Annotated in this window: 16 protein-coding genes; 4 read left to right on the top strand and 12 right to left on the bottom strand. The window is 44.3% G+C overall.

Going from position 1 to position 19,889, the window contains the following annotated elements; genetic code table 11:
• Positions 1–16: 16 nt before the first annotated feature.
• Entirely contained in the window at positions 17–2,119 is a 2,103-nt protein-coding gene (locus tag GQ367_RS04085) for a M3 family metallopeptidase (protein ID WP_215291727.1), read from the top strand.
• A 3-nt stretch (positions 2,120–2,122) separates the two neighbouring features.
• Here the strand turns inward: GQ367_RS04085 and xth are convergent, their stop codons facing one another.
• The 10 genes from xth to hrpA all read right to left on the bottom strand — a co-directional run bounded on the left by xth (position 2,123) and on the right by hrpA (position 15,660).
• Positions 2,123–2,953, bottom strand: coding sequence for an exodeoxyribonuclease III (gene xth, locus GQ367_RS04080; protein WP_215291883.1), 831 nt, complete (start codon positions 2,951–2,953; stop codon positions 2,123–2,125).
• Positions 2,954–3,022: 69 nt separating this feature from the next.
• Positions 3,023–4,468: a nitrogen regulation protein NR(I) gene (gene ntrC, locus GQ367_RS04075; protein WP_215291725.1), complete on the bottom strand. Its 1,446-nt coding sequence runs from the start codon at positions 4,466–4,468 to the stop codon at positions 3,023–3,025.
• Positions 4,469–4,483: 15 nt separating this feature from the next.
• The gene (gene glnL, locus GQ367_RS04070; protein ID WP_215291723.1) at positions 4,484–5,614 is read right to left on the bottom strand and encodes a nitrogen regulation protein NR(II); all 1,131 of its coding nucleotides are present in this window, start codon (positions 5,612–5,614) and stop codon (positions 4,484–4,486) included.
• A 30-nt stretch (positions 5,615–5,644) separates the two neighbouring features.
• On the bottom strand, positions 5,645–7,063 hold the full coding sequence (gene glnA, locus GQ367_RS04065) for a type I glutamate--ammonia ligase (protein ID WP_215291721.1): 1,419 nt from the start codon (positions 7,061–7,063) through the stop codon (positions 5,645–5,647).
• A 204-nt stretch (positions 7,064–7,267) separates the two neighbouring features.
• Positions 7,268–8,092: a molybdopterin-binding protein gene (locus GQ367_RS04060; RefSeq protein ID WP_215291720.1), complete on the bottom strand. Its 825-nt coding sequence runs from the start codon at positions 8,090–8,092 to the stop codon at positions 7,268–7,270.
• Positions 8,082–8,870, bottom strand: coding sequence for an EI24 domain-containing protein (locus tag GQ367_RS04055; protein ID WP_215291719.1), 789 nt, complete (start codon positions 8,868–8,870; stop codon positions 8,082–8,084). The genes GQ367_RS04060 and GQ367_RS04055 overlap by 11 nt, the downstream gene beginning before the upstream one ends.
• Positions 8,871–8,913: 43 nt before the next feature.
• A complete protein-coding gene (locus GQ367_RS04050) occupies positions 8,914–9,882 on the bottom strand; it encodes a sterol desaturase family protein (protein WP_215291718.1) in 969 nt (322 codons plus the stop codon).
• Entirely contained in the window at positions 9,879–10,676 is a 798-nt protein-coding gene (locus GQ367_RS04045; protein ID WP_215291717.1) for a polysaccharide deacetylase family protein, read from the bottom strand. The genes GQ367_RS04050 and GQ367_RS04045 overlap by 4 nt, the downstream gene beginning before the upstream one ends.
• A 3-nt stretch (positions 10,677–10,679) precedes the next feature.
• Entirely contained in the window at positions 10,680–11,681 is a 1,002-nt protein-coding gene (locus tag GQ367_RS04040) for a cytochrome D1 domain-containing protein (protein ID WP_215291716.1), read from the bottom strand.
• 40 nt (positions 11,682–11,721) lie between these two features.
• The gene (gene hrpA, locus GQ367_RS04035) at positions 11,722–15,660 is read right to left on the bottom strand and encodes an ATP-dependent RNA helicase HrpA (RefSeq protein WP_251370209.1); all 3,939 of its coding nucleotides are present in this window, start codon (positions 15,658–15,660) and stop codon (positions 11,722–11,724) included.
• A 1-nt stretch (position 15,661) separates the two neighbouring features.
• Here hrpA and argA point away from each other — a divergent pair, with 1 nt between their 5' ends.
• Together argA and GQ367_RS04025 are read left to right on the top strand one after the other, a co-directional pair.
• Positions 15,662–16,999 carry an amino-acid N-acetyltransferase gene (gene argA, locus GQ367_RS04030; protein ID WP_215291714.1) on the top strand — a complete coding sequence of 446 codons (1,338 nt, stop codon included), beginning with the start codon at positions 15,662–15,664 and terminating at the stop codon, positions 16,997–16,999.
• Between the two features lie 32 nt (positions 17,000–17,031).
• Entirely contained in the window at positions 17,032–17,304 is a 273-nt protein-coding gene (locus GQ367_RS04025; protein WP_215291712.1) for an oxidative damage protection protein, read from the top strand.
• A 69-nt stretch (positions 17,305–17,373) separates the two neighbouring features.
• Here the strand turns inward: GQ367_RS04025 and rpiA are convergent, their stop codons facing one another.
• Complete coding sequence (gene rpiA, locus GQ367_RS04020; RefSeq protein WP_215291709.1) at positions 17,374–18,066, bottom strand: ribose-5-phosphate isomerase RpiA; 693 nt, start codon at positions 18,064–18,066, stop codon at positions 17,374–17,376.
• Between the two features lie 70 nt (positions 18,067–18,136).
• On the opposite strand from rpiA, the gene tal reads away from it, so the two are divergent.
• A complete protein-coding gene (tal, locus tag GQ367_RS04015) occupies positions 18,137–19,096 on the top strand; it encodes a transaldolase (RefSeq protein ID WP_215291707.1) in 960 nt (319 codons plus the stop codon).
• Positions 19,097–19,107: 11 nt separating this feature from the next.
• On the opposite strand, the gene rlmB is transcribed toward tal, so the two are convergent.
• Positions 19,108–19,839, bottom strand: coding sequence for a 23S rRNA (guanosine(2251)-2'-O)-methyltransferase RlmB (rlmB, locus tag GQ367_RS04010; RefSeq protein WP_370624440.1), 732 nt, complete (start codon positions 19,837–19,839; stop codon positions 19,108–19,110).
• Between the last annotated feature and the right edge of the window lie 50 nt (positions 19,840–19,889).

Below are 19,889 nucleotides of genomic sequence, written 5' to 3'. Positions count from 1 at the left end.
ATTTCAGGACATAATAATGAGTATGAATAATCCAATACTCAATCCATTGCTCGCCTTTGGCAAAAGCCTTCCTGAATACAGCTCTATCAAAGCTGTAGATATCAAACCCGCTATCGAACAGTTATTAACTGAAGCGCAAAAGGCGGTTGATTTATCGTTACAACCATCGACCCCTGCAACATGGGAAGACTTGGTTGAACCGCTTGAAGATGCAACTGAGAATCTCGGGCGTGCTTGGGGTGTGATTAGTCATTTGAACAGTGTTGCTGATACCCCAGAATTTAGAAAAGCTCATGCAGAAATGCTGCCAGAGGTCACCTCTTTTTGGACAAATCTTGGTCAAAACCTAGAGTTGTACAAAAAATATAAGGCTTTGAGCCAATCCGCTGAGTTTGCACAACTTGATCATGCACAACGCAAAGTCATTGAAAATTCTTTACGAGATTTTCGTTTGGGCGGCGCAGAATTATCAGATGATCAAAAAATTCGTTTCGCTGAGATCCAAGACCAACAGGCTCAGCTATCCAAAGAATTTTCTGATCATGTTTTAGACGCAACAGATTTCTTCGTGCATGTGATCACGGATGAACAAGATTTAGCTGGTTTGCCAGAAGATGCGATTGCTGCGGCAAAGCAAACGGCTGAGTCAAAAAATCTGATTGGCTGGGCGTTTACCCTGCATTTCCCATCGTATTTTCCAGTCATGCAGTTTTCTGAAAATAGACCACTCAGAAAAAAACTCTATGAAGCCTATGTCACCAGAGCCTCAGAGTTATCTGAGAAGTTTGGAAGTGGCAAAGCAGATTGGGACAATACAAACAACATGCTTTTGCAACTTCGTCTAAAAGATGAAGAAGCCAAGATGCTTGGCTTTGCAAATTACGCCGCTCTCAGTCTTGCGCCAAAAATGGCGAAGACTGTTGCAGAGGTCGATCAATTTTTAAGTGACTTTGCCAAAAGAGCTCAATCTCACGGTCAAAAAGACTGGGAAGAATTGCAAGTTTTTGCCAAGGAACATTTAGATATCTCATCACTTGAACCATGGGACATGGCTTTTGTATCTGAAAAGCTCAAACAAGTTCGTTATGCATTCTCTGAAAACGATGTCAAACAATACTTCCCACTACCAAAAGTTCTAGATGGCCTGTTTGGACTTGTGCAAACTCTGTTTGGGGTAAAAATTGAGAAGGACTCTCTGCCAGTTTGGCATGCAGATGTCCAATCATTCAAAGTCTTGAGTAAAGCTGGAAAACTACTGGCCAATTTTTATTTAGATCCATACGCAAGACCTGGAAAACGTGGCGGCGCTTGGATGGACGATGCCAGAGGTAGAAGAAACCTCCCTAATGGAACAATCCAAACGCCTGTGGCTTATTTGGTGTGCAACTTCCCCGCCCCTGTAACGGTCAATGGTGTTACAAAACAACCAACGATCAGCCATGATGATGTGATCACCATGTTCCATGAGTGTGGCCATGGCTTACATCACATGTTGACTCAGGTTGGATCCTTGGGTGTTTCAGGCATCAATGGTGTTGAATGGGATGCTGTAGAACTACCTAGTCAGTTCATGGAAAACTTTTGCTGGGAATGGGAAGTTTTAGAAAAAATGACATCTCATGTAGAGACAGGCAAAACCTTGCCAAAATCTCTATATGAAAAAATGATTGCGGCAAAGAACTTCCAAAACGGGATGGGCACTCTAAGGCAATTAGTATTTTCTTTGACTGACTGGCGCCTGCATTCAAGCTTTGATGCGCACTCAGCCAAACCTGAAGATATTTTGCAGCTATCAAGACAAATCAACGATCAAATTCATGTGATCAAGCAGTCTGATCTATCTAGATGGCCCAATACATTCAGCCATATTTTTGCAGGCGGTTATTCAGCTGGTTACTACAGCTATAAGTGGGCTGAAGTACTTTCTGCAGATGCCTATGCGGCATTTGAAGAAGCCGCTAAGAAGACTGGCAGCATTTTGGATGAAGCCACAGGTGTGCGCTACCGACAAGAAATTCTTGAAGTTGGCGGTAGTCGCTCCGCTGCTGAATCATTCAAAGCATTCAGAGGCCGAGAGCCAGAAATTGATGCCCTTTTAAGGCATGGTGGTTTAGCTTAAGAGTTAACTTAAAGTAGTAATCACAGGAGCGTGATCAGATGGCTGCTCCCAAGCTCTCGGAGTTTTATCAATGGAGCTTGCGATGCAGTCATTTTTCAATGCTTCACTCAAAAGAATGTGGTCAATACGAACGCCAGCGTTTCTTCTGAAACCCATCATCCGGTAGTCCCACCAACTAAAGCTTTTGGGTGCCTGCTCAAAGAGCCTATAGCTATCGTAAAACCCCATCTCAATGAGACCTGAGAAAGCATCACGCTCATCTTGAGAAACTAAATTCTGCCCTTCCCATGCTTTCGGATCATGAACGTCTTGATCTTCAGGGGCAATGTTGTAGTCACCCAGCAATGCAATTCTTGAATGCTCTTCCATTTCCTCGCTGAGCCAATCATGAAGACCAGCCAACCAATCCAACTTGTAGGCAAACTTTTCTGTGCCTGGCGCTTGCCCATTTGGAAAATAAGCAGAAATGATTCTGATCGGAGCCCTGCCATTAAAAGCTACCGTTGCAGCCAGCAAACGTTGTTGCTCATCGGGAAATTTAGGGTTGTTTTTAACAGGCGATAAAAATGCAGTTTGCACATCTTGAGCTATTGCAGCCAAAGATGATTTGCGTAAAAGAATGGCAACACCGTTATACGTTTTTTGTCCTGCTACCAAAGAGTAATAGCCGGCAGCTTCCAGCTCAGCAAACGGAAACTTATCTTCTGTGAGTTTGAGTTCTTGCAAACAAAGAGCATCAATGGGTGCCTTAAGAGCTTCTTGTGCAGCTAACCACTGCAAAAGATGAGGAAGGCGAACTTTGATGGAATTGACATTCCAAGTAGCAAGACGAATAGCGGACATAAGTAGATTTAATTCACAATAATCGCTCTATTATGAACGCTATCAAGTTGGTCGAATAATTTAGGTATCGATACCAAGTTCTTGAAGTTTTCTGGTGATCGTATTTCTGCCAATACCCAAACGCTCTGCGGCTTCAACGCGACGACCTCTGGTCACCTCCAAGGCTGCTGTTAGAACAGCTTTTTCAAACTTAGTTTCTAAGATATTGAAAACATCTCGGCTACCATCTTGTAATAATTGCTTGGCCAACAATGCAAGGCCAGATTCCCAATCACCAGCGTTTGCTGATTTAAATGTAGTGACCAATTCAGCAGTCACTCCCTCAGGAAGATCTGCGCCTATTTCGATGACATCTGGCGGTAAATCTTGAGCACTAATCACTTGTGCTGGCGCCATCACGGTCAACCAGTGACATAAATTCTCTAGCTGTCTCACGTTACCTGGAAATGGTAATTGAGAAATAGCCAACAAGGCGTCATCTGACAAACGCTTGGCATCCATGCTCAAAGATTTAGCAGAGGTTTGCATGAAGTGACGAGCCAATAATGGAATATCTTCCTTGCGCTCTCTCAATGATGGCAAGCGCAGACGAATCACATTCAAACGATGGAACAAATCTTCCCTGAACAAGCCTTCAGCAACACGTGCCTCAAGATTTTGATGGGTTGCAGCAATGACTCGCACATTCGATTTAAGAGAATCATGGCCACCAACTCGGTAAAAATGACCATCCGACAGTACACGTAACAACCTTGTTTGAAGATCAAATGGCATATCACCGATTTCATCTAAAAATAAAGTTCCACCTTCAGCCTGTTCAAAACGACCACGTCTCATGGTTTGTGCGCCAGTGAAGGCGCCTCGTTCATGGCCGAACAATTCAGACTCAAGTAAATCTTTTGGAATGGCTGCCGTATTTAAAGCAATAAAAGGCCCACCCGCTCTTGGACTATGTTTATGCAAAGCTCTGGCCACAAGCTCTTTACCAGTGCCAGATTCACCCGTGATGAGAACAGTCACATTAGATTGAGACAAGCGCCCAATGACCCTGAAGACATCCTGCATGGCGGGAGCTTGACCAAGAATCTCAGTGGTTTCTTGCATGCGCACAACACCATCTTGTGTTTGATTTTGCAATCTCAAGCTTTCATCAACCGCACGGCGGATTAATTCAATAGATTTGGCAATATCAAAAGGTTTGGTGATGTATTCAAAAGCGCCACCTTGGAAAGAAGAAACAGCGGAATCAAGATCTGAATAAGCCGTCATGATGATCACAGGCACATGCGGATGCTCAGCTTTGACCTGTTGTAACAAATCAATGCCATTACCCCTTGGCATGCGAATATCAGAGATTAAAACCTGTGGCTCTTCTTTGTTATCAAAAGCATCTAAAACATCTTGAGGATTGGTGAAACTTCGATAAGGCATGTTTTCGCGCTGCAATGCTTTCTCAAGCACCCAACGTATTGATTGATCATCATCCACAATCCAAACAGGCTTCATATCGACATCCGATTCTTATTGTTTTCCTTCCGCTTTTAAGCGGAAAGGTAATTGCATTTGAAAGTCAGTTGTTCCAGGCTTGCTGGTACAACCGATAAAACCATAATTCTGTTGCACATAGGTTTGTGCCAAAGTCAGCCCCAAACCACTGCCACCCTCTTTACCTGAGACCAAAGGAAAAAAGATTTTGTCCTTGATTTCATCAGGTATGCCAGGTCCGTTATCAATGACATGCAAATCTAATGCCAGTTTGTAACGTTGCTTGTTAATAGTGACATTGCGAACCACTCTGGTGCTGAGTTCTATCTCAGCATCACCCTGCTCGATCCTGGTTCTTAAGGCCTGAGCTGCGTTATGAACCACATTCAATACAGCTTGAATCAAGGCCTCTTTATCACCTAAAAGATCAGGCAAGCTGATATCGTAATTTCTCTTGATTTTTAAACCGCTTGGAAATTCGGCTAACACCAAGCTTCTGACTCGTTCAAGCACTTCATGGATGTTCAAGAAATCATCAATGTGTGCCTTTCTATGGGGTGCTAGCAACCTATCAACCAAACTCTGAAGTCGATCAGATTCTTTGATGATGACCTGAGTGTATTCATGTAAAGATTTATCAGGCAGCTCATACTCTAAAAGCTGTGCCGCGCCTCTGATACCGCCCAGAGGATTCTTAATCTCATGGGCTAAGTTACGCATCAAAGTCTTATTAGCTTCTACCTGCTGAACCAAACGATCATCGCGCTCACTTCGTAATTGCTGCTCTAAGGGAAACCATTCAATCAAGAGCAAATCGGGGTGATTGAGTGCTCCAACCACAACGTGAGCATTGATGGGATCATGATCGGCTCGCGCCGGCCCTGAATTTAAGATCAAATCTTGGCGCTGAGATGCGACTTCTTCGGTCTTGATGGCCTCAAGCATCTGTAAAAGCTCTGGGTTGTGACCAAATAAATCATGCAAGTTCATGCCTTCTAGCAATTTGCTAGAAATATCCAAACTCACTTCTGCTACGGGGTTGGCATAAACCACCATCTGATGGCTGTAATCAACGATCAGAATGGCATTTGGAAACTCATCCCAAACACTGTGAGGAGAAAAAAGGGCAGCTACTGCTGCCCCTTCTTTGCTTGGTTTGCGCAACATATCTGCGCTCTACCTTCTCTAGTCTCTCGATTAGAGTGAGTAGTACATATCGAATTCGACTGGGTGAGCAGCCATACGGAAGCGAGTAACTTCTTCCATCTTCAATTCGATGTACGCATCTAACATTGAGTTTGTGAATACACCACCACGAGTCAAGAACTCACGGTCAGCATTCAATGCATCCAATGCCTGATCCAAGCTGTTACATACTGTTGGGATCTTTGCATCTTCTTCTGGTGGCAAGTCATACAAGTTCTTGTCAGCAGCTTCACCTGGATGAATCTTGTTCTGGATACCATCTAAACCAGCCATCATCAATGCTGAGAAGCACAAGTATGGGTTAGCCAATGGGTCTGGGAAACGAGTTTCGATACGACGACCTTTTGGATTTGCCACGTGTGGAATACGGATTGAAGCAGAACGGTTACGTGCTGAGTAAGCCAACTTAACTGGAGCTTCGAAACCTGGAACTAAACGCTTGTATGAGTTTGTACCTGGGTTAGTGATAGCGTTCAATGCACGTGCGTGCTTGATGATACCGCCGATGTAGTACAAAGCTAAGTCTGACAAGCCTGCATAGCCATTGCCTGCAAACAAGTTTTGACCATCTTTCCAGATAGACTGGTGAACGTGCATACCTGAACCGTTGTCACCAACGATTGGCTTAGGCATGAATGTAGCTGTTTTGCCGTAAGCGTGAGCAACGTTTTGAATCACGTACTTTTGTAGGATTGTCCAGTCAGCACGTTGAACCAATGTGCTAAATCTTGTGCCTAGTTCGTTTTGACCTTGACCAGCCACTTCATGGTGGTGAACTTCAACAGGAATACCTAGAGATTCCAAAATCAAACACATTTCAGAACGCATGTCTTGGAATGTATCAACAGGAGCAACTGGGAAGTAACCACCTTTTTTACCTGGACGGTGGCCTGTGTTGCCATGTTCAAAAGTTGTTGCTGATGACCATGGTGCTTCTTCAGATTCAACTTTGAAGAAACAACCTTGCATGTCGTTGCCCCAAGTTACGCTGTCAAAAACGAAGAACTCTGGCTCTGGACCAAAGAAAGCTGTATCACCAATACCAGTGCTCTTTAAATATGCTTCTGCGCGTTTAGCGATAGAACGTGGATCACGGTCGTAGCCTTTGCCATCTGATGGCTCGATAACGTCACATGAAAGAACCAATGTTGGCTCTTCATAGAATGGGTCGATATAAGCTGTAACTGGATCTGGCATCAACAACATATCTGATGCTTCAATTCCTTTCCAACCAGCAATTGAAGAGCCGTCAAATGCATGACCACTCTCAAATTTATCTTCATCAAAGTGAGACACTGGCACTGAAACGTGCTGCTCTTTACCTTTGGTATCTGTAAAACGGAAGTCAACAAAAGTAACTTCTTTCTCTTTCGCAAGCTTCATTACATCAGCGACGGTCTTCGTTGTCATGCAAATCTCCTGTTGGTACGATCTCAAATCAGTCACATCACCCTTCATGGAAGATGCAACCCGCTTATTACAAAACTATGCACAAAGCATGCCAAAAGACATGCTTCATTTACTTATCAGCATTTTAGGTCAATAAACCCACTGCAGATCACTCAAATGCCCTTTTTTGGTGCACAAATGCACTAATTTCAGGCAAATTCACCATTAATCACCAGCTTGGGGCAATTCATGAATTTCGAAGCCTAATTTTAAAACACCTTGCTTCAGAAAGGGAAAAGCTTTATCAACTTCAGATAAAGAACCCTTAAGTCCAAGCTCAATATGACGCTTGGCAAAAACCCCGCCCTTGCGAGGGTCACCGACTGAAGGAAGACTAAAGACTTTAACGCCACTGTGTGTGGCTTCAATCTCCTCCATCAAGGTGGTCAAGCTAGCCTCCATACCCAATGGAATGATGAAACTCTTCTCAACAAAATCAGTCAAATGAAACAAATCTGCATAAAGTTCATCCAATACCCAGGCCATCATTGGTGCAGCCATCACAGGAAAGCCCGGTAGGAAATGATGCTCCTTGATGCGAAATCCAGGAATCAGGTTGTATGAGTTAGGAATGATTTCACTACCAAGCGGAAACTCCCCCATCTTCATGCGTAAAACATTGTCTGGATTTGTTAGCTTGGCTTTATCTGCATCACCCTCAGCCATGGTGTTAATGCGTTGCGTGATTAATTCCTTCGCTTCTGGATGCAAGGCCAAAGGAACATTCAAAGCAGCTGCCGCACACTGTCTGGTGTGATCGTCTGGAGTTGAGCCAATACCACCCGTACTAAAAACAACATCATCTGTTGCAAAACTTTTCTTTAGAACCTCTGTGATCGACTCTCGATCATCACCCACATATTCAACTTTATGAAGCGATAAGCCTCTTTCACTGAGAAGCTCAATCATTTTTGACATGTGCTTATCTTGTCTCTTACCAGAGAGAATTTCATCGCCTACAACGATGAGTCTGAACTTTTTATGCGTCATTTAATACAACTCCATTAGTCATTCGGTATTCACGCAATGCATTTAATAAATAGTGGGCAAACCATAGTGCTGAAAAAATAAAAACCAAAGAATAAATCCACAAAGCAAAGAAGGAAACAATTGGGAAAAAGATAAAAGCCATGGCGGATGTTGCCCAAAAGAATGTGGGCACAGCGCCCAACATCCCAGAGACTATGCCCATGGCTAATAAGCGCCAACGATGTTCAGCAATCAATGCATCTCGTTCTTCTGCGCTCGCATGAAGCGCCAACACGTCATAGCTCATGAGCCTCATGGTCAGCCAACCCCATAGCAATGGCGGCAGGATGGCCACCATGGGAGGAATCCACCAAATAGGCAAAGTAATCAACAAAAATAAAAAGCAAATCACAATGGATATCAATGCATAAACAATGCTTCCCCAAACACCGCCAACATTTGCTTGATGTAGAGATTGATACTGCGACTGCTTTGAAAGATGTTTGATCACACCAGGAATGGATGTAAAGGCAACAAACACCAACAAGGAAATCGTGATCAAAGGAATTAAAACCATGACCAGTAACAATGGCGCCATCACCGCCCTGATTTCATCCCACCCTGTTGCAGACATCACATCAGCAATCCATGCTGTTAAAAATGAAGTGGTAATAAAAACTCTGATGAGTTCTAAGGTGGGCTCCCAAATAAAGAAAAACAAGATGCCCCATGCCACGCTGACAAATAAAAAAGGTCGCAAGCTCAACCAAAGCATCTTTGGATGCATTAAGCCAATCATCGATAAACCAAGAGCTCTAAACACAAAATCCTTTACTGCTTCATTAAAATAATTTTCTAAGCTCTCGCCAAGAATGTCTGAAACCCTGCCACTGATGAATCGCCAGATTCTCAGAGACTTCTAAATTTCTAACACCCGTTGGATGAATCTCTTTTGAAAAAATGGCTGTTTTGAATAGCATGTCCCACCAAGGAAATAACACCCCAAAATTACAACCTCCTAAAACACCCGGTTTACCTGGTGCTTCATGGCCCAAGCCAATTGCATGGTGATAGCGATGGAATTGCGGTGAAATCAAAACATATTTGAACCAACCATGATCAAACTTTAAATTGCCATGCTGCCAACTTTGAATTAATTGGCTGATGGCCACAAGCCATAAGAACTGAATGGGCTCCACACCCATCACCAGCGCAATCAAAGCAAATACCGCTGAATGCATTAAATCGTCGATCACATGATTACGGTTATCACTCCAGACAGTCATGGTTTTCTGGCTATGATGCAAGGCATGTAACTGCCACCACCAATTGAAACGATGTGATGCACGGTGGTAAACGTATTCAGCAAAATCCAAAATGATCAAATAGACAATAAAGCTGACCCAAGGAATGGATGTGATTTGTGGAATCCATGTCTCGACATTAAGCTGAATGAAACGCAAATCATGCAGTTGCGCATCAAACCAAAAAAACATGCCTGAGAAAAGTAAAAACAAGGCCAGCTTAAAAATACCCAAGCGATGAATCAGTGTGTAAACAACATCTGACCAAACAGCTTTTGATAATTTTTGCTGATTGGCACGTTTAACTTCAGCAGGCCAAAAACTCTCAAGGGGACGAAGTACCAAGGCAATCAGTAAAACTTGGATCACTCCCAACATGAACCAATCCAGACCACCAATGGCATCGTCAGCATGGCCCATTCCATCAAAGGCATAAAGAAGTGGCAGAACTAACTCCTGCATCAACCACTCTTGGGTGCTGGCATACCAGGCAAATAAGGTGTTCATGGCCTCATTATTCTAGAAATTTGCCGATGCTGCTGAATCCCTAAAACCGTATCAAAACAATAGCCCTTTTTCTTCAAGCCAACAATGAGAGGCTCTAAAACTGCTGGGGCCCAAGGGTCTTTTCTAGACCATATCCCCAGATGAGCCATGGCGACATCTCCTGGCTTTAGAGATTTCAGAGCCTTATCTAGAAGATGTTGATTTGAGAATTTCTCAGAACTTAATTCATCCCCCAAAAAACCAGCTTCTGACCAGCCAACATGGGTATAGCCACAAATATGACCCATCTCCACGTAATTCGAGGATACCTTTCCGCCAGGAGCTCGCCAAATTTTATTCAATGGAGAGCCTGTCATTTTCTGAAAACGATCATTCACCAACTGCAATTCACTACATAAAGCACTTTGGTTGGTGGTAATAATTTTTCCAGCATGAGGGCCAAATTGAGGTCTTGTCTTAGCAGAGTTATTTTCTGCATCTTTAACGAAGTAAGTATGGTGGTAAGTGTGATTACCAAAAGCATGACCATCTTTTTTCAGTGATTTCCAAAACTCAGACCATGAGTCATCCAAAGAAAAATCACCGCGCTTGGTTTTTTCATTGGCTAAGAAAAATGTGGCTTTGACATCATGCTTTTTTAAAACCCCAGCCACATACTCAGCAACATCCATGTTGCCAGTGTCAAAGGTTAGATAAATGGGTTTTTCACAAGTCGATGCATGAGCACTGGTTGAAAATAACAAGACAAGCGCTATTTTTTTTAACTGAGTGCAAGGACTGGTGATGAAGCTCAAGCATTACTCCCAAGCAGCATTCGAGTGAAAGAAAATACCGTGAGGACTTTTCCCAACCGGAATCGTTGTGACCAGCTTGCGGCTGGCGATATCAATGATGCCAACTTTCTTAGCAAATCTAAATGTCACCCACAACTCTTTGCCATCAGCTGTGACATCCATACAGTCAGGACCAGATGGTAAGCCTTTGATGTCAGCCACTTTTTCCAACTTATCCATGTCAATGATGCTGATGGTTGAGTCAACACGGTTTGTTAAAAAGATATGGCGCTTATCTCCCAAAGGTCTAAAGTTATGAGCGCCTTTGCCAGTTTTAATTTCTTTGACAATCTTCTGCTGCTTCCAATCAACCACCTGCACCAAGTCAGACCCAGTTAAACCAATTAACAGATGCTTATCTCCAGGGGTCATCCAAACACCAGCAGGCATTTTTCCAATTGGCATTCTCCAAACTATTTCTTGGGTGGCTAAATCAATCGCAATCAGCTCATTAGAATCTTGCAAGGTCACAAAGGTTAGTTTGCTATCACTGGTAAACGCAATATGACTTGGTGTCTTGGCTGCCTTCACAATTTTTACCAATTTCAATTCTTGATTTTTGGCGGCATAAATATCCACCCTGTCTAATCGGTTGCCTGCAGCAACAAACCACTTCTTATTAGGTGAATAGCCAATGTGATAAGGATCAACAATATTAGGCAGGCGTGATTGAACATCACCAGTTTTGGGATCTAGAAAAACAACATCATCACCAGCAGCATTTGCGACCAACACTGATTTTTGATCCGGGGTGATCATCAAGTGATGAGGTTCTTTTCCAATTGGAAAGGTTTTATAAACAGCCCTCTTATCCATATCAATCAGACTGACGCTGGCCTCGCCTGAGTTGAGGACAATCGCTGTGCGCTTGACAGGATCAGCAGCATGAACCGTTAACCCAGGCATCAAGAACGCCAAAGTTAAAAAAGAAGAAAGAATGGGGGCTAAATTGATTGATTTACGCATTTTGGGATTTTAAGACCCAAAATACCAAAAGGAAAGAAGATTACTTTTTAAGACTATCTAGGATTTTCTGCAGACGTTTTGAGGACATTGGGGTTGGCGTCTTGAGCTCTTGGGCATACAAAGCCACCCTCAACTCCTCTAACTGCCACCTGAAATCATTCAAACGCGGATCAACGGAAGCGCCATACGCCTTTTGTGCAGCAAGAAGCTTCATCCAAGGTTGCTGCAATGATTGCCACTCTTGTTGCAACTGAGCATCTCTTGATGGATTGAGTCTGATCTTATCAATGCGCATCGAAGCTGCTTTGAGATACCTTGGCAGATGCACCAAGTATTCATAAGGCGTCTGATTGACAAACTTAGGGTGAATCAGTTGTTGGATTTGAGTTGATACATCAGCATGAGCATTTGCAGATAAAGCCTTTAACTGAGCCATGCGTTTTTGTAAATCAGCGTAAGCTTGAAGTGCACTCAAAGCGTGTCGACCGATCTCTTGGGCAATCAAGGCCAACTTTGGTTTACCAAGATCAAGTCGTTGCTTAAACTCATCGGCATTTGTTGGCAATGGCTCCATCAAACATGACCTCTCAATAGCCAAATCAATGACCTGCGTGATCAAGTCTTCAGCATTGCCAATGTTCATGAAGAGCAGTCCTAAATCTCTTGCGCCAGGCAACTGTTTATGCAAAGCCTTAATGGTTTCTCGCATGGGCAGCGCAAACAATCTTCTAAGCCCCTGTAAATGTGCTTTTCTTGCAACCTCCGGATCATCAAAAACCTCGATATCACAATGCGTTTGCTGATCAAGCAATGCTGGGTAACCATACAAACTTTGTTTACCGCGTTTAATTTCCAACATTTCCGGAAGAACACCAAAAGACCAATCTTTGATATTGTCTGTTTGAGACATTGCAGCTTTGGTATTTGATTCCTTGGCAGCCTGAACAGACGATGATGGCGCTTTAGAACCAGCATTCTTTGATTCAGTCAGCAACTGATCAACAGCGCTCGCAGCAACCTCTTGAAAGACTTCTCTGGCTGCCTGAGAATGCTCTGCTCTCAATTTACCCAGGTTGCGCTCCAAATCAATCTGACGCCCATACTCATCGACCAAACGGAAGTTCATAAAACAATGAAGCGGTAGATTCTCAGGTCGGAAATCAGCTCTTTGGGTTTGCACTTGAGTTTGCTCACGTATATCAGCAATCAAGGCATCTAAATAATCACCTTCACCAAAAGTATTTTTCTCTGAAGTGCGCTCTACAAATTTCTTGGCATAGTCAGGCAAAGGTACACAGTAACGACGCAATTTTTGCGGCAATGATTTGAGATAGAGCTGAGTTTTTTCTGTGGCCAAACCGGGAACCAGCCATTCACAGCGACGTTGATCAATTTGATTGAGCAAAGTCAAAGGAATCACCATCGTCACACCATCTTTGGGACTACCAGGTTCAAAGTGATAACTCAATTGCAACTCAGTGCCCGCCATTTTCATGGTTTTTGGATAGCGATCCAAAGTCACCCCTGCAGCCTCATGCCTCATCAAATCTGATTTATCTAGTTTGAGAGAGATGCCATTCTTAGGATCTTCTTTGAGCCACGCCTCAAGAGTCGCTTTGCAAAAAACAGTTTTAGGTAACTGCTGATCGTAAAAGGCGAACAACAATTGATCATCCACCAAGACATCCTGTCGACGAGAGCGGTGTTCGAGTGCCTCGATTTGTTTAATAAGGCTTAAGTTATGCCAAAAGAAAGCGCCAATAGCCCCGCCTTGCTTTTGCGCCTGAGCAACTTCAGCCTGCCCAAACAAATCAGCCTCTACCAAAGCTCTTTGGATAAAAATGTGGCGAGCCTCTAAAGGATCTTTTGGTGAGAAACGTATTTTTCTGCCGTGATAAATGGGCAAGCCATAAAGTGTGCCGCGCTCGTGCGCCATGACCTCACCTTGGCGAGAATCCCAAAATGGATCACTCCAAGATCTTTGAATGCGATGACTGGCAACTTTCTCTACCCACTGTGGCTCAATCTTCGCAATGGTTCTTGCAAAAAGGCGACTGGTCTCCACCAGTTCTGAAGCTAAGATCCATGCCCCTGCCTTTTTACCAATCGTTGATCCTGGCCAAATATTGAGTTTGATGCCGCGAGCACCCTCATAAATGCCTGGACCATGTTTTTCATCATCCGCTTTTTTAGCAATATTACCCAGTAAACCTGTGAGTAAAGAAAGATGTATCTGCTCAAATGTCGCTGGCGTTTGGTTTTCTTTCCAACCCTGTTCAATCAATAAACGATGGAGCTGTCCATGAATATCTCGCCATTCACGCATCCTTCTTGGCGAGATGAAATGAGTCTTACATAGGTTTTCTAATTGTCGATTGCTTTGTTTGTTAACGAGTGCCTGCTGATACCAATCCCACAACTTAACAAATGATAAGAATTCAGATCTTTCATCAGCAAAGATCTTATGTGCTGTGTCGGCTGCTTGGGCATACTCCATTGGACGATCTCTTGGATCTTGAGTGGCCATGGCCGTAGCAATGATCAAGACCTCTCTGAGCGCTTGGTGCTCTTTGGCAGCCAAAAGCATACGACCCACTCTTGGATCCAATGGCAAGGCAGCTAATTGCTTACCAATCGGTGTCAAAGCACCCTGCCTTGGTCCATCAGACTCCATGGCACCCAACTCTTCTAGAAGCTGAACTCCGTCTGCGATGGCCCGACCCAAAGGTGCCTCAATGAATGGGAATTCTTGGATCTTTGGAAGTTTTAAGGCGCGCATCCGAAGGATCACGGCAGCCAAAGAGCTTCTTAAGATTTCAGGATCGGTAAAAGCTGGTCTGGCCTTGTAATCAGCCTCGTCATACAAACGGATGCAAATACCATCTGATACACGTCCACATCGACCAGCACGCTGATTAGCGGCCGCTTGTGAAATGGGTTCTACCTGGAGCTGTTCAACCTTGTTGCGATAGGAATAGCGCTTGACCCTTGCCAAGCCTGCATCAATCACAAAGCGAATACCTGGCACGGTCAATGATGTCTCAGCGACGTTGGTGGCCAAGACAATGCGACGACCACCCCCACCCTGAAAAACCCTCTCTTGCTCAGCCACAGACTGTCTGGCAAATAGACTCAAAACATCTGGATGGAAGCGTTGGTTCAGTACATGATCTTTACGAATAGTCTCTGCACAATCTCTGATCTCTCGCTCACCGGGCAGAAATACCAAAATATCGCCCGCTCCGTTTGCACCATCCCGCCATAGCTCTGAAATTGCTTCTACAACAGCCTCAGGAATGTCCTTGACTTCCTTTTTGCCTGGCTCTTGCAACGGTCTATAGCGAAGCTCAACTGGATAGAGGCGACCGCTGACCTCAATCACTGGTGCTGGGCGCTCTTTGGAGCCGAAATGCTCAGCAAAACGCTGGGCATCGATCGTTGCCGACGTCACAATCACCTTCAAGTCTGGACGCTTAGGTAAAAGCTGTCTTAAATAGCCCAACAGAAAATCAATGTTCAGGCTGCGCTCATGGGCCTCGTCAATGATGATGGTGTCATAAGCCTTTAATAAGGGGGCTCGTTGAGTTTCAGCCAATAAAATGCCGTCTGTCATGAGTTTGACTGAGGCGGTGGCAGAGGTTTTGTCTGAAAAACGCACCTGGTAGCCCACATCTTCGCCAATGGGGCTTCCCAGCTCTTGAGCAATGCGTTTGGCTGTAGAAGTGGCCGCAATACGCCGTGGCTGGGTATGCCCAATCAACTGACCAGTGCCATTCGCCCGACCGCGCCCCATAGCCAAACAGATCTTTGGCAACTGCGTGGTCTTGCCAGAACCGGTTTCTCCGCACACAATGATGACCTGGTTCTGCTCTAAAGCATGAGTGATTTTCTCCCTCTGCCCAGAGACAGGTAAGCTTTCGGGAAACTCAATTTTTAAAAGTTTGGTTATTTTTTCTGGTTGCACCCTATAATTTTCCACTATGCCTACAAATCAAGTACAAAATAATTTTCCCTTCGTTGCGTGGCTACGTGATGTAGCTCCCTACATCCATAGTTTTCGTGGCAAAACCTTTGTTATCGGGTTTGCGGGTGAATTGGTTCAAAAAGGTGGATTAGAGGCCTTGATCCAGGATGTGGCCATGCTTCATGCCATGGGCATGAGGATTGTATTGGTCCATGGTTCACGCCCACAGGTCCAAGAACAGCTTGATTTAAGAAAAGTTTCTAGCCGTTACGGCACAGGTGCCATGAGCGGATACAGGATCACCGATCCTGCGGCTCTTGAATGCGCGAAAGAAGCTTCTGGCGAATTGCGCCTAGACATTGAAGCTGCGTTTAGCCAGGGTTTACCGAATACTCCGATGGCCGGATCACGTATTTCTGTGATTTCTGGCAACTTCATCATTGCCAGACCGGTGGGCATTGTTGATGGCGTTGATTTCATGCACACAGGATTGGTCCGCAAAGTGGATTCAGAATCCATTGCCCACTCATTAACAAACAACAAAATTGTTTTGATGTCACCTCTTGGATTCTCTCCAACAGGTCAAGCCTTCAATATTGCCTATGAAGATGTGGCCACAGCTACTGCCATGGCAGTTAAAGCTGATAAGTTGATTTTCTTAACTGAATACAACGGTATTACTGATCTCGAGGGTGAATTGATCAAAGAGTTTTCATTACGCCAGCTAGAAGATCACATCAGTGGCTTAACTTTGGCTGATGCGGATCTGAAAGTGCTGTTACAAAACGCGATTCGCGCCATCAAGTCTGGAGTGAGCCGTGTGCACCTACTGCCTCATGATCGTGACGGCGCTCTGCTCGAAGAATTGTTCACGCATGACGGTATCAGCACCATGATTGCAGCATCTGATATCGAACATTTGCGAGAAGCCAATTTGGACGACGTCGGCGGCATTTTGCAATTGATTGAACCGCTAGAAGATGAAGGTATTTTGGTGGCACGTGGCCGTGACACGATTGAGCGTGACATCACTCACTTCTCAGTGATTGAGCATGACCGCGTTTTATTCGGCTGTGCCGCACTTTTCCCTTACTCGAATGGCTTGGGTGAACTCTCCTGCTTGGCGGTTGATCCTCAAGCACAAGAATCAGGGGATGGCGAAAGATTGCTCAAACGCATCGAGGCCAGAGCCAAAGCGGCAGGACTAAAAAAACTATTCGTTTTGACAACGAGAACCGAGCACTGGTTCTTAAAGCGTGGCTTTGTCAGAGCCAGCGTTGATGATCTCCCAGCAGAGCGTAAAGAGCTCTATAACTGGGAACGTAAATCAATGGTTCTGATTAAAAATATTTGATACAAATAATTTATTAGTTAAAGAGGTAAAAGATGGCTCGCATGATTCATTGCATTAAGTTGAACAAAGAAGCTGAAGGCTTAGATTTCGCACCAATGCCAGGCGATTTAGGTAAGAAGCTATGGCAAGAAGTTTCTAAAGAAGCTTGGGCTGGTTGGTTGAAGCATCAAACCATGTTAATCAATGAGAATCGTCTCAATATGGCAGACACTCGTGCGCGTCAATATTTGCTCAAGCAAGTTGAGAAATACTTTTATGGTGATGGCGCTGATGGTGTTCAAGGTTACGTGCCAGAGAACAAGTAAAGATTCCTAAAGAATCTATTTAGCAAAAAGGACGCCTCGGCGTCCTTTTTTTATTAAAGCATCTAGACTTTAATACGTCTGACGACGCACCCCAGCAGATTCACCAATCAAAAGAACATCGGCTTTTCTTCTGGCAAATAGGCCATTACACACAACACCAGGTATCTGATTGATTTGAGATTCAAGGGCTACTGGATCCTTGATTGATAAACCAGCCACATCCAAAATCCAAGCTTGGTTATCAGTCACATAAACCGACTCAGACCCCTTCACTTTTCTGAGCGTCACCACTCCACCCAACTTTTCTAACTCACGAGCCACTTGAGCCTGGGCCATTGGAATAATCTCAACCGGTAGTGGAAATTTACCCATCACATCCACTTGTTTGCTGCCATCACAGATGCAAATGAATGATTGAGCTAATTGAGCCACAATTTTTTCACGGGTCAAGGCACCACCACCGCCTTTGAGCATGTGGCCATGAGGATCAATCTCATCCGCGCCATCGACATACATCGGTAGACTTTTAACTGTATTACTATCCAAGACCTTAAAGCCATGCTTCTGTAAACGATCCGTACTGGCTTGTGAGCTTGAAACAACGCCTGCAAAGTGGGCTTTGTGTGGGGCAATGGCGTCGATGAATAAATTAGCGGTAGATCCCGTACCAACTCCTAAAATACCGCCAGGAGCCATATTTTTTAGGACTTCATCCTTGGCGGCTTCCGCTACCATTGCCTTAAGTTGATCTTGGGTATACATGTGAACCTGTTTATATGATTAATTAGAGTTAATTTACAGCATTATTCGAGAAGCATTCTAAAATAAGACCATGAGCACATTACTTGAACAATTAAAACAATACACGACCGTGGTTGCAGATACGGGCGACTTTGAGCGCATGCAAGCTTTTTTACCTCAAGACGCCACCACCAACCCATCGCTGATTCTAAAAGCAACCCAACTTCCAAGCTATCAATCTTTGATTGCTGATGTTAAAGCTAAAAATAAAGGCAAACCGGTTGATCAAGTGATCGACGCCTTGCTAGTGGCTTTTGGTATTGAGATTTTAAAAATCGTTCCTGGCCGCGTCTCCACTGAAGTCGATGCGCGTTTATCGTTTGATACGGAAGGCACCATTAAAAAGGCCCGAGAAATCATCACAGCCTATGAGGCCAATGGCATTTCTAAAAAACGAGTGCTCATCAAAATAGCAAGTACTTGGGAAGGCATTCAAGCGGCGAAAACCCTTCAAGCCGAAGGCATCGCTTGCAATATGACCCTTTTGTTTAGCTTGATTCAGGCAGTGGCTTGCGCGGATGCAAAAGCTCAATTGATTTCTCCATTTGTTGGACGCATCACGGATTGGCACAAAAAGTCTCTGGGCAGCCAATGGCAGGACGAGGTTCATGGAGGCGCCAATGATCCAGGTGTTGTCTCTGTGAAGAGCATCTATAACTATTACAAGACCTTTGACATCCCTACTGAAGTCATGGGTGCAAGCTTTAGAAATATTGGTCAAATCACTCATTTGGCTGGTTGTGATTTATTGACCATCAGCCCAGAACTTCTTGCTGAACTTCAAGCCAACTCTGCGAACCTCACTCCAGCATTAACAGCTCAAAATGCCAAAGAAGCTGCAAAAGCTCTTCAATTGAATGTCATCAAGGCTGATGAGGCATCGTTTCGCTATCAGTTGAATCAAGACGCGATGGCCACAGAAAAACTTTCTGAAGGTATCCGTTTATTCTGTGCTGATATTGAAAAACTAGAAAAGGTTCTCGCCAGTTAAACGATGAAGTTTTAAGCTTTTAGCATTCTCTGTCGACGTGCTTCATACAAAGCAACCCCACTGGCAACGGAGACGTTCAAACTCTCCACGCCACCCATCATCGGGATTTTGACAAGTGCATCACAAGTTTCTCTGGTCAACCTTCTCATGCCTTCACCTTCAGCACCCATCACCAAAGCTACTGGGCCTGTGAAATCCATGTCATAGAGTGTTTTTTCAGTTTGATCATCTGTTCCGATTAGCCAAACTCCAGCCTCTTGAAGCTCACGCATGGTTCTAGCCAAATTAGTAACAGCAATCAAAGGCATGGTCTCAGCAGCACCGCTGGCAACTTTACTCACGGTAGCATTCAAATGCGCGGAGCGATCTTTAGGCACGATCACAGCATCAACGCCTGCACCATCCGCCACTCGAAGACATGCTCCAAGATTATGAGGATCAGTCACGCCATCCAAAATCAATAACAGTGCTGGGCCACTCAGAGCATCCAATAGCTCATCCAAAGTTTGAACTTTAGAAATGGTATCGGCAAAGGCTACCACTCCTTGGTGTCGATCATTGCCTGCCAAAGTTCTCAAACGTTCTGTATCAGCCTGATGCAAACGTCTACCTAAAATCGGTTCAGCAGATTTAATGAAGTCTTGCATTCTGCGATCACGTCTTGCAGGATCAACATAAACTGTTCTCAATGACTCAGGATCTTGACGCAATCTTGCAATCACGGCATGAAAACCTAAAATCATTTGCTTACCATCACCACCATGTTGTCTTGGCGATTGGTCTTTTTTTGAAT

The sequence above is a fragment of the Polynucleobacter sp. MWH-CaK5 genome (assembly GCF_018687615.1).
GTDB lineage: Bacteria > Pseudomonadota > Gammaproteobacteria > Burkholderiales > Burkholderiaceae > Polynucleobacter.
The sequence above is the reverse complement of the archived record's forward strand: the minus strand, read 5'-3'. Positions and strand labels throughout refer to the sequence as shown.